The organism is Faecalimonas hominis, assembly GCF_054660755.1.
Map to the genome: position 1 here is coordinate 1 of NZ_BAAHSH010000071.1, position 16,806 is coordinate 16,806.

General features: G+C 40.4%; 7 protein-coding genes. 5 read left to right on the top strand and 2 right to left on the bottom strand.

All coding sequences use genetic code 11. From position 1 onward, the window contains the following. Nucleotides 1-22 precede the first annotated feature (22 nt). Together ACYQ35_RS11170 and ACYQ35_RS11175 are read right to left on the bottom strand one after the other, a co-directional pair. Nucleotides 23-1,765, bottom strand: a complete 1,743-nt coding sequence (locus ACYQ35_RS11170; RefSeq protein ID WP_459833579.1) for a [FeFe] hydrogenase, group A — start codon at nucleotides 1,763-1,765, stop codon at nucleotides 23-25. Further along, the gene (locus ACYQ35_RS11175; RefSeq protein ID WP_009462544.1) at nucleotides 1,759-3,591 is read right to left on the bottom strand and encodes an NAD(P)-binding protein; all 1,833 of its coding nucleotides are present in this window, start codon (nucleotides 3,589-3,591) and stop codon (nucleotides 1,759-1,761) included. Before ACYQ35_RS11175 ends, ACYQ35_RS11170 begins: the two co-directional genes overlap by 7 nt. 246 nt (nucleotides 3,592-3,837) lie before the next feature. Between ACYQ35_RS11175 and ACYQ35_RS11180 the strand changes: the two genes are divergently transcribed. From ACYQ35_RS11180 to ACYQ35_RS11200, 5 genes are all read left to right on the top strand, one after another. Continuing rightward, nucleotides 3,838-5,004 carry a galactokinase gene (locus ACYQ35_RS11180; RefSeq protein WP_459833584.1) on the top strand — a complete coding sequence of 389 codons (1,167 nt, stop codon included), beginning with the start codon at nucleotides 3,838-3,840 and terminating at the stop codon, nucleotides 5,002-5,004. 22 nt (nucleotides 5,005-5,026) lie between these two features. After that, nucleotides 5,027-6,517 (top strand): UDP-glucose--hexose-1-phosphate uridylyltransferase, encoded by a 1,491-nt coding sequence (gene galT / locus ACYQ35_RS11185; RefSeq protein ID WP_459833589.1) that lies wholly within the window; start codon nucleotides 5,027-5,029, stop codon nucleotides 6,515-6,517. Between the two features lie 210 nt (nucleotides 6,518-6,727). Continuing rightward, nucleotides 6,728-13,783, top strand: coding sequence for a glycoside hydrolase family 2 TIM barrel-domain containing protein (locus ACYQ35_RS11190; protein WP_459833592.1), 7,056 nt, complete (start codon nucleotides 6,728-6,730; stop codon nucleotides 13,781-13,783). 122 nt (nucleotides 13,784-13,905) lie between these two features. Next, nucleotides 13,906-16,062, top strand: a complete 2,157-nt coding sequence (locus tag ACYQ35_RS11195; RefSeq protein ID WP_459833595.1) for a Tex family protein — start codon at nucleotides 13,906-13,908, stop codon at nucleotides 16,060-16,062. A gap of 175 nt (nucleotides 16,063-16,237) precedes the next feature. Next, on the top strand, nucleotides 16,238-16,729 hold the full coding sequence (locus ACYQ35_RS11200; protein WP_459833598.1) for a helix-turn-helix domain-containing protein: 492 nt from the start codon (nucleotides 16,238-16,240) through the stop codon (nucleotides 16,727-16,729). Nucleotides 16,730-16,806: the final 77 nt, after the last annotated feature.

Sequence of the window (16,806 nt, forward strand, 5' to 3'; positions counted from 1 at the left end):
CAACATTTATTTTAGAGCCTTTTTAACGTCTTTTTGGCATTTCCCATGCGTTGTGATCCGTATGCAAAAGCATATGTGCTTTGTGAGATAATGGTTTTTCCATAAAGTCTTCATACAGTTTTAAAACGTCCTGATTTTCATGAGAAAAACGTATTTTTGCATTCTTATCAAGGTAATATAAATTTTGACCGCGGATATGGGCCAGTTCTTCACCGTCATGGATTGGCTGACCGCCTCCGCCTACGCAGCCGCCCGGACAGGCCATAACTTCCACGAAATCATAGTGAACATCGCCGTGCTCAATGGCGTCTATCAATTTGCGGGTATTTCCCAAACCGCTTACAACGGCGGTCTGAATCTTGGCATCACCTATAGAAAATTCAGCGGAGATAACGCCCTGATTAAATTTTTCACTTCGCACTACGGAGAAAGCATCGGCGTCAGGGTTTTTCCCCATAAGGAGATAATATGCGGAACGTAATGCCGCTTCCATAACACCGCCTGTTGCACCGAAAATCACTCCGGCGCCGCTTCCGTCCTGCATAAGTCTGTCACATTCCACGTCAGACAATGTGGACGGTTTAATGTGTGAGGAACGAATCATTCTCGTCAACTCTCTTGTAGTCAGAACAATATCCACATCGTGCCCCGCATATTCCTCATAGTATAATTCCATATTGCGCTCACCTTTTTTAGCGACACAAGGCATAATGGAAACCGTGCAGATATTTTCAGGATTTACTCCGATAGATTTAGCAAAATATGTTTTCATTACCGTACCGAACATCTGCTGAGGAGATTTAGCGGTAGATAACTGTGGAACTAAGTGCGGGTACTGGGATTTGATAAAACGGATCCAGCCCGGGCAGCAGGAAGTAAACATTGGTCTTGTTTTTAATTCTCCTGAGAGGAAACGTTCCAGAAATTCATTTCCTTCCTCCATAATTGTAAGGTCTGCTGAAAATGTTGTGTCAAATACATAGTCAAAGCCCATTTGTCGGAGAGAGTCAACAATTTTTCCGATAGTTGCTTCCTCGCGGCTGAGTCCCAAAGCCTCACCCCACGCAGTACGAACGGCAGGGGCAACCTGTACAACCGTAATTTTGTCTTTGTCAGCGATGGCTTCCCACGCTTTATCCGTGTCATCACGTTCACGCAGAGCGCCTACAGGGCAGTGCGTAATACACTGTCCGCAGAGGGAACAGTCCGCCTCCTCAATTTTGCGGTTTTTGGAAACATGCACAGTTGTACGTGAACCTGTACTTTCCAAATCCCAAACATGAAGGTTTTGTACTTTATCACAAACCTGTACGCAGCGCATACATTTAATACATTTTGCGGAGTCGCGGATAAGAGGAAAATCTTTGTTCCAGGCCATCTTTTCCAACCGTTGTTTAAACGGAATGTCGATAATATTTAAGTCGTTTGCTATCGTCTGCAGTGTACAGTTTCCGCTTCTTGCACATGTTGCACACTGGCAGTCGTGTTGAGAAAGCAGAAATTCTACTGTTTTTTTACGGTTCATGCGTACTTTTGGACTGTTAGTGTAAATTACCATTCCTTCTTCCACAACATTGTTGCAGGAAGGAATCAGGCGTTCTTTCCCAACCAATTCCACCACACAGACACGGCATGCACCGATCTCATTTAAACCTTTCAGATAACATAATCTGGGGATAGGGATTCCGTTCTGCTCTGCTGCCTCTAAAATCGTTGTACCTTCAGGCACGGAAATTTGTTTATTATCAATTGTTAAATTTACCATAATTTCTCTCTACCTCCTTTAAATATGCCAAAACCAAAGTGGTCACAACGCAGGCAGCGTGAAGATTCCTGTTTTGCTTCCGCTTCACTCATGCAGTTTTCCACTCCCTCAAAGTCGTGGATACGCTGACAGACTTCACGCTCGGTCATATTTACTCTTCCACAAGGAGTTCTGTCGTCTAAGTTTGGTTCAGGAATTTCCACATCACAAGAAATAATATGGTTAAATCCTAAATATTCGTCAATATTTGCTGCGATAACTTTTGCAGCCGCGATTGCCTTGATAACGGAAGCAGGTCCCGTAGCACAGTCACCGCCCGCAAATACGCCCGGTATATCATCGAAACCGCCGTATTTCTCAGACATAATTCTTCCGCGTTTGACAGGAACTCCGGCTTCTTCAAAGTGCTGGAATTCAATATCCTGTCCGATGGCAACGATAAGTGTTGTGCAAGGAATGTAAATGTCTTCTTCACCCGTAGGTTTTACGCTTGCACGTCCGTCTTTGATTTTGCTAATCATTTGCGGAGTGACATAAAGTCCCTTCACATGTCCGTTTTCGTCTACATCAATTTTGGAAGGGGCTTTTAACGTCTGTACTTCAATTCCTTCTGCAACTGCACCTTCAATTTCGTCAGGGAGGGCAGTCATATCAGCAACACGTCTTCTATATACGATACTTACTTTCTTAGCGCCTAAGCGGACAGCTGTGCGGACAGCGTCCATGGAAACATTCCCGCCACCGATAACGGCAACTTCCTGTCCCGTTAAATCAGGATTTTGATTTTTGCCCACATCGCGCAAAAATTGTACGGCAGAGAGAACACCGTCAGCCTGCTCTCCTTCAATACCGAGTTTTTTATCCGTGCTTGCACCGATTGTAATTAAAACGGCGTCATACTCGGCACGAAGGCTTTGGATAGTAATATCTTTTCCGATTCGCAGTCCGTATTTTACTTCCACGCCAGTCTGTAAAATAGCGTCAATGTCATCGTCCAGACGCTCTTTTGGAAGACGGTAGTTTGGAATACCGTATCGGAGCATTCCGCCTAATTTTGGAAGCATTTCATACACGGTAACCTGATGTCCCATCAACTGTAAATAATAGGCGCTGCTAAGTCCGCCGGGACCTCCGCCAACAACAGCGATACGTTTTCCTGTGGATTCGGCACATTTTGGCGGTGGAACTTTTCCGGCATAATCTGCTGCAAAACGCTTCAAACCGCGAATATTTATGGCATCGTCCACCATATTTCTGCGGCATCTCGCTTCGCAAGGGTGTTCGCAAATGAAACCGCATGTTGTAGGGAACGGGTTGTCTTTGCGGATTAAACGAATGGCGTCCTCATATCTTCCTTCACCGACAAGAGCGATATATCCAGGTATATCCACTTTTGCAGGACAGAGGGAAACGCAAGGTACCGGCTGGTTATATGTACATGTACAGCGCCCTTCCCGAATATGTTCCTCAAAATCTTCCCGATAACCGACAAGCGCCTTATATACCATGTGTGCCGCCTCGTATCCGATGGCACAGTCGGAGGACTGCATAATTGACAATGCGCTGTCCTCCATTAAATCAAGTGTATCTAAAGTTGCATTTCCGTTCAATACGTCCGTGAGTAAATTCTTCAATTGCCAGAGACCAACACGGCACGGTACACATTTTCCACAAGTCTGTGCGTGACAAAGTTCAAGAAAAGCCCTTGCCATATCTACAGGACATAATCCCGGAGGGCTTGCCTCGATTCTTCGTTCCAAATCTTTGTAAAGCCCTTCTACAACAACCTGTGCTTTGTTGGGTGTAGCAATTTCCAGTCTGCTCATAAAATCACCTCTCTATAGAATCTATTTATAACCTTCATTGTAATATATAACAAGAAAATATACAATAAAAGTTAAAATATAGTCAAAGTTTACAAAGTGAAGATTTTAGATGAATTTGTGGAATATTTGACTAGTTGGATTGTCACAGAAAAATATATGAAAAACTTTGATAGTAGTGCAAATTATGGTATAATGCCAATAGAATGCATTTTTGTATAAATTATAGTAACAAAGGAGAATAGAAGAGTGAAAGCGAAGTTGATTGAACAGTTTAAAGAAATATTTGGGACAGATGAAGAGGTCAGAGCATATTTTGCACCGGGACGTGTAAACTTAATCGGTGAACATACAGACTACAACGGAGGTCATGTATTTCCGTGTGCTCTTACAATCGGTACATATGCAATTGTGAAAAAAAGAACAGACAATGTGTTGAGATTTTATTCGGCAAACTTTTCTTCGTTGGGAATTATCGAGTCTGATTTGAATGATTTAGTTCCTTCAGAGGCGGCAGGCTGGACAAACTATCCGAAGGGAGTTATGTGGGCATTTGAGAAGAGAGGATACAAATTGACAGGCGGTATGGATATTTTAATCTATGGAAATATTCCAAACGGCTCAGGACTTTCCTCATCAGCTTCTTTGGAAGTATTAACGGGAGTTGTTTTAAAAGATTTATTCGGATTTGATGTATCTATGGTAGACATTGCATTAATCGGACAGTATTCTGAAAATAATTTTAACGGCTGTAACTGTGGAATTATGGATCAGTTTGCAAGTGCAATGGGTAAAAAAGATAACGCAATCTTTTTAGATACGAATACACTTCACTATGAATATGCACCTGTTGTATTGGAAGACGCGAAAATCGTCATTGTCAACAGTAAAGTAAAACACAGCCTTGTGGATTCCGCATATAACGACAGAAGAAACGAATGTGAGACAGCGTTGAAAGAATTACAGGAAGTTACGGATATTAAGACATTGGGAGACTTATCTGAGGAAGAATTTGAAGCACACAAAGACGCAATCAAATCCTCTGTCAGACAGAAACGTGCAAAACACGCCGTATACGAAAACCAGAGAACAATTAAGGCGGTAGCGGCTTTAAAAGCAAATGATATCGAAACATTTGGAAAATTAATGAACGCTTCACACACTTCCTTAAGAGATGACTATGAAGTATCCTGTGAAGAAATAGATATTTTAGTAGACCTTGCATGGGCAACAGAAGGCGTAATCGGCTCAAGAATTACAGGAGGCGGATTCGGTGGCTGCACAGTCAGCATTGTAAAGAATGACGCAGTGGACAACTTCATTGAGACAATCGGTCAGAAATATGAAGAAAAAGTAGGACATAAAGCAGAATTCTATGTAGTGGATATCGGAGACGGAGCAGGAGTATTGGCATAAAAGCGAAAATGTGGAGGAAGTTATGTTAAGTAAAAGCATTAAAAAACTGGTAGAGTATGGTGTTGAAACAGGTCTGACACCTGAGTGCGAACGCATTTATACAACCAACTTATTGTTAGAATTATTCAAGGAAGACGAATATGAGGACGTTTCCATTGAAGGGGAAGAGTTAAATCTGGAAGAAATTTTAAAAGAATTATTAGATGAGGCGTGTGCGAGAGGAATTATTGAGGACAGCATCGTATACCGTGATTTGTTTGATACAAAAATGATGAATTGTCTCGTTCCACGTCCGGCACAGGTACAGGAAACTTTTGCAAAGAAATACGAAGTTTCTCCGAAAGAGGCGACAGACTATTATTATAAACTAAGTCAGGACAGCGATTACATTCGCCGTTACCGTGTATGTAAAGACAGAAAATGGAAAGTGGACAGCCCATACGGAGAGATTGACATTACAATCAATCTGTCAAAACCGGAAAAGGATCCAAAAGCCATCGCAGCAGCGAAAAACAGTAAGTCAAGCAGTTATCCGAAATGTCAGCTCTGTGTGGAAAACGAAGGGTATGCCGGAAGAGTAAATCACCCGGCCCGTGAAAACCATCGTATTATGCCAATCACTGTAAATGACAGTGCGTGGGGATTCCAGTATTCTCCATATGTATATTACAATGAACACTGTATCGTATTTAACGGACAGCATACACCGATGAAAATCGAGAAACAGACATTTATCAAGTTGTTTGACTTTGTAAAATTACTTCCACATTATTTCTTAGGCTCTAATGCTGATCTGCCAATCGTAGGCGGTTCTATTTTAAGCCATGACCATTTCCAGGGCGGAAACTACACATTCGCAATGGCAAAAGCGCCTATGGAAGAAACATTTTCCGTAGAAGGATTTGAAGATGTGGAAGCTGGAATTGTACACTGGCCGTTATCCGTTATCCGTTTACGTGGAAAAGATGAGACAAGATTAATCGAGTTGGGCGCACATATCTTAGATAAATGGAGAGGATATACGGACGAGGACGCATTTGTCTATGCTGAGACAGACGGAGAGACACACAACACGATCACACCGATTGCGAGAAAAGTTGGAGACACATATGAATTAGACTTGGCGCTTCGCAACAATATTACAACAGATGAGCACCCGCTGGGCGTATATCACCCGCATGCTCAATGGCACAATATCAAAAAAGAAAACATCGGTCTGATTGAAGTAATGGGGTTGGCAGTTCTCCCTGCAAGACTTAAAGAAGAAATGGAAATCCTTGCAGACTACATTGTCGAAGGAAAAGATATCAGTTCAAACGAAAAAATTGCAAAACATAAAGAATGGACAGATACATTCCTGCCAAAATATGCGGAGATTACAAAAGAAAATGTCATGGATATTTTACAGGAAGAAATCGGAATCGTATTTACACATGTATTAGAAGATGCGGGCGTATATAAATGCACTGAAGAAGGAAGAAAAGAATTCAGAAAATTTATTTCCGTACTGTAAACTGTAATTAGGGACGTAGTAAAATTAAGAAATGCTACGTCCCTAATTACGTTTTGCCCTGTCCCTTTTTGCCTCCTACCGTTTTTCTTGCTGAAAACATTAAAAAATTATACAATTTTCCTAAAAAAATGTACTGAAAATGTTAAAAAAACGGTATATAATACAAAATAGATACGCTTTATCAAATCTTTGAAAAAAGGAGGAAAAAGTATGAAGAAGAAAAAAATCACTGCCCTTCTTTTGGTGGCGGCGATGATTGGAACAAGTTTCCCGCAAGGGACACTTACCGTCAGGGCGCAGGAGTCTTTGAACCCGTCGGAGAAAATCAGAGCGGACGTGGATAAGACGAAATTTACCCACAAAGAATGGACAGGAACGGACTACGAAGATGTAGACGGCAAACAGGTAACGGGGGAGGACGTATTCGGAATCAACAGAGAAGATGCGGGTGTCAGCATCATTCCTTATCAGGATACGGCGTCCGCAGCAGGTGCGGTTTGGGATTATAACGCGCGGGAGAACTCAGAATACTTCCAACTGCTGACAGGAAAAAATCAGAAATGGGATTTGACTGTTGTACAGAATCAGGAGCAGGCACAGAAGTTCATGGGCGAAAACGGCTTCATGACAAAGGATTATCAAAAACAGGAGGCGGACGGCTGGAAGTCGGTGGAATTGCCGAAGAGTTGGACGAGAGATGATTTTGATTTTTCCATTTATACAAACGTACAGATGCCGTGGCAGTCTAAGTATGACCAAAATGTATCTGCACCGAATGCCCCGACAAATTACAACCCGGTAGGACTTTACCGCAAGACATTTACAGTGGACGATAAAATGTTAAATGACGGACGGAGAGTATACTTAAACTTTGCGGGTGTGGAATCCGCATACTATGTATATGTAAACGGTAAAGAAGTAGGGTACAGCGAGGACAGTTACAGTCCGCATCATTTTGATGTGACAGACTACTTGCAGGAAGGCGAAAATATTTTGGCCGTTAAAGTACATAAATTCTGTGACGGTACATGGTTTGAGGACCAGGATATGATTTATGACGGTGGTATTTTCCGTGATGTTTATCTGACAAGTGCACCGCTTATGCAGATTAAAGATTATACGGTTCGTACAGATTTAGATTCTTCTTATAAGAATGCAACACTTAAGATTTCAGCAGATATACGAAACCTTTCCGATGCAGCACAGAGCGGATATAAAATTCAGGCGAAAGCACTGGATAAAGACGGAAATGATATTTTGGGAGGAGTATCTGTTCCGGTGGAAGAGGTTGTATCGACTAAAACAAAGACAGTAGAGTTGAAAACAAAGGTGGCAAATCCAAAACTCTGGTCAGCAGAGAATCCGAATTTGTATGCTCTTGTTTTAACACTTGTAGATGAAAGCGGAAATGCAGTGGAAACTGTTTCCACACAACTTGGATTCCGTGAAATTGAATTTACACGCACGGAAGTAGATAAAAACTATAACGTAACAACGAAGAAATGGGATCCGGTAAAAATTAACGGAGAACGTCTTTTATTAAAAGGAGCGAATCGCCACGATACAGACCCATTCTATGGAAAAGCGGTTCCACAGTCAACAATACTTGAAGATGTTAAACTGATGAAACAGAATAACTTAAACGCAGTGAGAACATCTCATTACAGTAATGATGACTATTTTTACTGGTTATGTAATTCTTATGGATTGTATATGATTGGTGAGACAAATATGGAAAGTCACGCAATTATGAATGACCATAATGCCAAAGGACTGTTCTATGAACTTGCGATGGACAGAACAGAAACATCATACAAACGCCTGAAAAATAATCCGGCAATTGTTATCTGGTCAATCGGTAATGAGATGGTATATACATCAGATCCGAACACTTCCAACGGAATGTTCAGAGATATGATTTGGTATTTCAAAAATAATGACCCGACAAGACCGGTACACAGTGAAGGTCAGAACGATAAAATGGGAACGGATATGGGAAGTAATATGTATCCGAGTGTGGACACAACACAGGGAAGAGCAGGGGAAGGCAAGATTCCATATGTTCTCTGCGAGTATGCACATGGTATGGGAAACTCTGTCGGTAACCTGAAGGAATATTGGGACGCTATCAGAAGTGCAGACAATATGCTTGGAGGATTTGTTTGGGACTGGGTAGACCAGGCGAGAGAAGTAGATTTAGACGAACTTGGCTATGAATATGGTGTAACGGATAAAACAGGTGTATCCGGTGATGCAATCGGTGAGGAAGAAAACTGGATTGATAATGCCGGAGAAGGAAGCATGAACGGCGGAAAAGCATTCAGCGGTTACACAATCATGGATCAGAATGAAAAATACAATGCAGCATTATCCGGAACAGGTAAATCTTTCACATTTGAAACAATTGTAAAACCTGCATCGTCATCTCAAAACAGCGTATTATTGTCAAAGGGTGATACTCAGGTTGCATTGAAGACACAGAGTTCAGGAAAAGGGCTTGAATTTTTCATCTATGCAGATAATAGTTGGAAGAGTGTTTCCTGTGACTTCCCGGCAAACTGGGAAAATCAGTGGCATCAGGTAGCGGGCGTTTACGATAAAGGAAAGATTAGTATTTACGTGGACGGTAAACAACTCGCAACAAATAATGTGAATGATAAGATTGCAGCAAGTGACAGCCCTGTAGGTGTAGGCTATGATAATATACACGGACGTAAAGTAGACGGACAGATTTCCGTAGCAAGAATTTACAACAAGGCGCTCACGGCAGAGGAATTGAAAGCGCAGAATTTCACGACACCTGCGATTTCTTCAAAGGATAAGAGCGTTGTACTTTGGTTAGATTACGCTGATGAACATACAAAAGCACAGGCAAGCGGCTGGGATTATTACGCAACGGAAAACGCACATAAAAACCTGTATGCTGATGAAATCAAAGGCAAATTCTACGGATACGGCGGAGACTGGGGAGATGTTCCGAACGATAACAGTTTCTGTCAAAACGGTTTAGTAAGCCCGGACAGAAATCCACAGCCGGAATTAATGGAAGTAAAATATCAGTATCAGAATTTCTGGTTCAGCGCAGATGTTGCGGACTTAGATGCACGTCAGATAAAAGTATATAACGAAAGTAATTTCGAAAACTTAAATGAATATGACGTGACATGGCAGTTGATGGAAAACGGTAAAGAAATTCAATCAGGAACAGTAGCAGATACTGATGTTGCTCCACAGACAAACGGAACAATTAAAGTGCCGTTTACCATGCCTGAAAAGATTCCGGCAGGAACAGAATATTATCTGAATATTTCCGTAAGTCTGAAAGCAGATACAGAGTGGGCTAAGAAAGGCGCTGAGATGTCATGGTCTCAGATTGAAGTTCCGGTCACTGTAGAGCAGGCAGCACCACAGGTGAGTGATAAAGCGGTTACGGTAAATGAGACAGAGAGCGCTTTTGAAGTGAAAGGAGAAAAATTTGCATTCTCCATTGATAAAGCAACAGGTACAATGAAAAACTATACCTATAATGGAGAAACTTTAGTGAAGGAAGGTCCTGTTCCAAACTTCTGGAGAGGACTTGTAGAAAATGATAAAGTTTCATTTGACAGAGCATGGCAGAATGTAGAGAAAAACATTAAAGTTGAATCTGTAAAAGCAGAAAAAAATGAAGTGGGACAGAATGTCATTACGGCAGATTTAGTATTCCCGGACGCAAAGAACACAAAAGAAACGATTGTATATACAATCAACGGAAGCGGGGAAGTATCTGTCAAAATGTCAGTGGACGCAACAAAGAGCGGTATGGGCAACTTTATCCGTGTCGGTTCAATGATGACACTTCCGGAAGGATTTGAAGATGTAACATGGTACGGAAACGGACCGGTGGAAACATTTAATGACAGAAAAACAAATGCAAGACAGGGCATCTATACAAATACGGTAACAGATTTCTTCTATCCATATTTGAAGGTAGATGACACAGGAAACCTTACAGATGTAAAATGGCTCTCAGTTAAGAGTGATAACAGTAATACGGCACTTTTGATTTCAGCAAAAGATAAAGTAGAGGCGAGCGCTCTTCACTTTACACCGGACGATTTGAATGCAGTTACACATGTTTACGGTTTGACTCCGAGAAAAGAAACAATCTTAAGTGTAAACTACGGTTCACTCGGTACAGGTGGAGCAACCTGTGGCCCTGGACCTTTGGCACAGTATCAACTTCCGGCAAGCAAAGTATATGAGTGGGAATTTACAATGATTCCTGCAGATAAAAATGCAAATCCAGAAAGTTTAGGAAACATGGCAAAATCTTATCACGAAGTTTCTTCTTTCAACAGAGAAGACTATGATAAAGAATATGCGCAGTCTTTAATTGACCGTATCGATTCTTTCGTTGTATACGACTACAGTCAGTTAGAAGAAGTGGAAGAACTTCAGGCAGATGTAAACGCAATGACAAAAGAGCAGGCTGCCATCGTAAACAAAGATAAAGACAGAAGCAAATTAGTAGAAGGATATGTAAAAGAAGTAAAAGCATTAGAAGATAAAGAAACTTATATTCAGGATTTAAGCAAAAATGCTTTGGAAATCCCATATGAATCTTCTGCAAAATTTAAAAAGAACGGTGAAACTGTCGTGATGAACGGAAAACTTGCAGTTCCGTTTAACGAAGTATTAAATCCTGTTTTGGAAGGAAATAAATCATTTACAGTGGAAACGAAAGTGACACCGACAGGTTCATTGGATTACAACATGTTTGCGGGAAAAGGTGATGAAGCATTCGCACTTCGTACAAGGGGAACAAGCTATATCGACTTCCATATTTATGCAGGTGGATCATGGAGAAGCATCGAATACCAGATGACGGAGGAGCAGAAAGCAAACTGGCTTGGTAAAGAACATCAGATTGTCGGTGTATATGATGATGCAAATCACAAAATTCAGTTGTATGCAGACGGGAAATTAATGAAAGAAAAAGCGACTGAAACAACAGAAGGCGTCGCACATTCTGATTATGATTTTACAATCGGTGGCTGCCCGTCCACAAACAGAAGTTCCGCAGCAGATTTCTCTTCCGTACATGTATACGGCAAAGCATTGACAGCAGATGAAGTTGCAGCGCAGAACAGTGATAAACTTGCCATTGAGGCAAAAGATGAAAATGTAGCACTCTGGGTAGATATGAAAGATATTAAACACAGAGACAAAGAAAACATTTACAAAGTAACGATTGATCCTGCAAAAGCAGCAATCGAAGTTGGAAACTCAAAAGAATTTACACTTGTACCGGACAACGCAAATGCGAAACTGACAAGCGTAAAATGGAGTATATTAGATGCGGACGGATTTAATGCAGAAGGTATTGAAGTAAACTACAGTACAGATGATTATACAAAAGCAACCGTAGTTGTTTCCGAAAATGCAGAAGCGGGTAATTATGTACTGAAAGTAGAAAATGTAAACGGTAAAGAAGAATTAACGGCAGAAGCGCAGATTACCGTTACGGCAAAACCTGAGCAGGAAGACCAGACGATTATTGATTCAAGTAAAAACAAACTGGATACAATTCTTCCAAATACGGCACAGTTTACAAAAGGTGAAACAAAAGAAACAGGTGCTTTAAAAGGATACTTCTCTGTAGATGATAAGAATAAAGTAGTAAATGATGCTATTTCAGGAAACAACGCATTTACCGTATCATCAAGAGTATATGTTCCGGCATCAGTAAAATCTGCTGATACAGGTGTATGGGATCAGACGAATCCACATGAAAAACACAATATGATTGCAAGTATGGGTGACAACAGTTTTGCTTACCGTATTTACTACGACAAAAACAGAAATGATGTCCATATTGACGCATTCATAAGTGACGGAACGACATGGTTACAGGCGACAACAGAACAACTTCCAAATGACTTCTTCGATAAATGGCACACATTATCAGCATCATACGACGGAAAGACACTGAAAGTATATGTAGATAATGAAGTGACGGAAAAAGCAGGAACAAAATCAGTTCATAAGAGTGAAAATACATTCTCTGTAGGTTATGAACCACAGAAAACAGGAAGACAGTCTGAACTTACTTTTGAACAGGTGAGAGTATTCAATCAGGCATTAAATGCAGACCAGTTAAACAAAGCAACTGATCCAAAAGCAGAAAATGTTGTCCTTTGGCTTGATTTTGACGCGGAAGAAGATAATTCAGCATCAGAGGCAGACAAACAGAATTTGCAGTATTTAATTGATGAATGTGAAAAACTTCAGAAAGACAATTACTTCGACAAAGGCTGGAATGAAATGCAGACAGCATTAAATGCGGCAAAAGAAGTGTTGAAGAAAGATGCTCCTACAAAAGAAGAAGTACAGAACGCTTATGATACGTTGAAAGATGCAAAAGACAAACTGGTATACATCAAAGACTTAAAAGATGCAGTGGCAAATACAAAAGATGTAGTGGAAAACAAAGATTCTTATACAAAGAAATCTTATGAAGCATTTGAAAAAGCGTTAAATAAAGCAAAAGAAGTTCTGGAAAATCAAGACGCAACACAGAAAGAGGTCAATGATGCCAAAGTTGCACTTTTAGATGCACAGAATAAACTTGTAGAAAAAGCCGATGTAACCGCATTAAAAGATGCGATTGAGAAGGCAGAAACAATCAAAGAAGAAGATGTGACTCCGTCTTCATGGGACAGAGTGCAGGCAGCAAAGAAAGCGGCAGAAGACGTACTCAAAGCATTTGAAAAAGATGACGAAAGTGTAACACAGGAACAGATTGACAGTGCGGCAAAAGCATTGAACGACGCAATTGATTCGGCACAGAAACGTGCGGACTTCAGTAAATTGCAGGAGGCAGTAAACCGCATTGAAAAATTAGACTTAGACGGTTACACAAAAGACAGTGTGAAGACACTGAAAGAGGCGTTAAAAGAAGCAAAAGCAGTTCTTAAAAATGAAGAAGCAACACAGAAAGAAGTGGAAGACGCATTAACAAAACTTCTCGCAGCAGAAGCAGGTTTGGTAAAAGAAGACGAGAAACCGAATCCGGATCCAAATCCGGGCGATCCGGGCAATCCAGGCAATCCAGGCAATTCAGGTAATTCAGGGAATACGGATAAGCCGGATAATTCAGGAAAACCATCAGGTGGAAATCACAAACCTGTAAAAACAGGCGATGCTTCTCCGGTTGCCGAGACAGGAATGCTTATGCTGGCAGCAGCAACAGTTCTTCTTGTATGGAGAAAAAGAAACAGATAAGTAATAGTAAATGGGACGAGATGAAAATCTCGTCTCATTTTGCGTTTCAGGATAACATTGAGATTAGGAGGAGAAGAGAGTATAATAAATCTGCTAATAAAAAAAGAGGAGAAAAAATTATTATGGATATAAATCAAAAATTAACAGAAGAATTAGGTGTGAAAAAATGGCAGGTAGAGGCAGCGGTAAAATTAATTGATGAAGGGAATACGATTCCTTTTATTTCACGTTATAGAAAAGAAGTGACAGGTTCATTAAATGATGAGCAGTTAAGACAGTTGTTTGAAAGGCTGACCTATCTAAGAAACTTGGAAGAGAAAAAAGAACAGGTATTATCGAGCATTGAGGAACAGGGAAAATTAACGGAAGAACTTCGCAGACAGATTATGATGGCGGAAACACTAGTGGTTGTCGATGATTTGTACCGCCCGTACAGACCGAAACGAAGAACAAGAGCAACAATTGCAAAAGAAAAAGGTCTTGAATCATTGGCTGCATTGATTACGATGCAGAAAACAAATGTCCCTGTAGAGGAAAGTGCAAAGGCTTATCTATCCGAAGAAAAGGGAGTACAAACTGTTGAGGAGGCGCTTGCGGGGGCAAAAGACATTATCGCGGAATATATTTCAGATGAGGCGGATTATCGTATTTATCTCCGCAACTTTACCGCAAAACAGGGAAAACTAATTTCTACGGCAAAAGATGATACAGTGGAGTCGGTATATGAAATGTATTATGACTTTGAAGAACCTGTCAATAAACTTGCGGGACATCGTGTTCTTGCGTTAAATCGTGGAGAAAAGGAAAAAATACTCCAATTAAAAATTGAAGTGCCTGAAGAAAAAGTGATTCAATATTTGGAAAAGAAAGTAATTCACAGTGATAATGCTTATACAACACCGATTTTAAAAGAAGCGATAGAAGATAGTTATAAACGTCTGATTGCCCCTGCGATTGAACGTGAAATTAGGAATGAATTGACGGAAAAAGCAGAAGACGGAGCAATTTCTGTTTTTGGGAAAAATTTAGAACAGTTATTAATGCAGCCTCCAATTGCAAATAAAGTTGTACTTGGCTGGGATCCGGCATTCCGTACAGGCTGCAAACTTGCGGTGGTGGACGAAACGGGAAAAGTGCTGGACACAACGGTTATTTATCCGACTGCCCCGACAACACCGCAGAAGATTGCACAGGCAAAGGAAACTTTGAAGAAACTGATTCGCAAATATGGAATTACATTGATTTCTCTTGGAAACGGAACTGCTTCCAGAGAATCTGAGATGATTATTGTAGAATTATTGAAAGAAATACCGGAAAACGTACAGTATATGATTACAAATGAGGCGGGAGCATCTGTGTACTCGGCGAGTAAACTGGCAACGGAAGAATTTCCGCAGTTTGATGTGGGACAGAGAAGCGCCGCATCAATTGCCAGACGTGTGCAGGATCCTCTTGCGGAATTGGTAAAAATTGAGCCGAAATCTATCGGTGTAGGACAGTATCAGCATGATTTGAACCAGAAAAAATTAAGTGAAACTTTATCGGGTGTTGTGGAGGACTGTGTAAATAAGGTAGGGGTAGACTTAAACACGGCGTCAGCTCCTCTGTTATCTTATATTTCGGGAATTTCTTCCGCGGTGGCAAAAAATATTGTCGCTTACCGTGAAGAAAACGGACGTTTTAAAAGTCGTAAAGAATTATTGAAAGTGGCAAAATTAGGACCGAAAGCATTTGAACAATGTGCGGGATTTATGAGAATTCAGGGAGGTAAAAATCCTCTGGACAGTACAAGCGTACACCCTGAATCTTACGAAGTGGCGGAAAAATTGCTGGAAAAACAGGGCTTTTCTCTTCAGGATATTGCAGAAGGGAAACTTTCCTCTCTCTCAAAAACAATAAAAGATGAGAAAAAATTGGCAAATGAACTGGAAGTAGGCGAGATTACTTTAAAAGATATTATAAAGGAATTGGAAAAACCGGGACGCGATCCTCGTGATGAGATGCCAAAACCGATTTTGAGAACAGATGTGTTGGAAATGAAAGATTTAACGGAGGGAATGGTTTTAAAAGGAACTGTGCGAAATGTAATTGACTTTGGTGTTTTTGTAGATATTGGGGTACATCAGGACGGCTTAGTGCATATTTCACAGATTACGGATAAGAAATTTATCAAGCACCCATTGGAAGTAGTGAGTGTGGGAGATATTGTGGACGTGAAAGTGATGAGTGTTGATGTGAAGAAAAAGAGAATACAACTGACGATGAAGGGGATTTCGTAGGAATAGGAGAAATACCTGGTTTTTATTTAGAAGGTTAGCAGTTGTTTATTTAGTTATAGCAGTGTATAATATTTATGGGAATAACGATATATGTTTCAATTCAAACAGATTTATATGGAGTAGAATTCTATAGTAATATTGTTTTGGAAAATAGAAAATGTAGAGGAGAGTAAAGATGACACTAGGAGAAAAGTTATGTAAATATAGAAGGGAGAGAAAAATGTCTCAGGAAGAAGTGGCAGAAAAGTTAAATATAACAAGGCAGATGATTTCCCGTTGGGAACATGACACTTCTATCCCAGATATTAAGTCGATACAAAAGTTATCGGAAATTTATAGAGTAAGCGTTGAAATAATGTTAAAAGAAGAGGAAGATAACTCGATAGAAAAGCCCATTGTTGAAGGGGTAAAAGGAGTTTCTTCCTCTAAAGGTGATGCAATAGTGCCATTGCTGTGTAGTATATTGCTTTTAGCAGCGTGTAGAATACCAATTCTTAATATTATATTGCCGATTGTTGTTTTTCTAAAATTTAAAAGGAAAAAATATTTCTTTTGGATAAAAATGGTGGCAATTATATGTTTGATAGTAGCTATATATAATACATATACATTTATTGATGTAGCATTTATTCACGACGATGGTATTGTAGAGATTGAAGCATTATAATGGTGCTACTTTAAGTGTACCGGAAGAAATATATGCTTTAAATCCAACTTTAGCCAAAGCGAGAGTATGAAACTTTT

Excerpts from the sequence above, each read along its gene's own strand:
- galT (WP_459833589.1), top strand. The coding sequence starts at position 5,027 with ATGTTAAGTAAAAGCATTAAAAAACTGGTAGAGTATGGTGTTGAAACA.
- ACYQ35_RS11170 (WP_459833579.1), bottom strand. The coding sequence starts at position 1,765 with ATGGTAAATTTAACAATTGATAATAAACAAATTTCCGTGCCTGAAGGT.
- ACYQ35_RS11200 (WP_459833598.1), top strand. The coding sequence starts at position 16,238 with ATGACACTAGGAGAAAAGTTATGTAAATATAGAAGGGAGAGAAAAATG.
- ACYQ35_RS11175 (WP_009462544.1), bottom strand. The coding sequence starts at position 3,591 with ATGAGCAGACTGGAAATTGCTACACCCAACAAAGCACAGGTTGTTGTA.
- ACYQ35_RS11195 (WP_459833595.1), top strand. The coding sequence starts at position 13,906 with ATGGATATAAATCAAAAATTAACAGAAGAATTAGGTGTGAAAAAATGG.
- ACYQ35_RS11190 (WP_459833592.1), top strand. The coding sequence starts at position 6,728 with ATGAAGAAGAAAAAAATCACTGCCCTTCTTTTGGTGGCGGCGATGATT.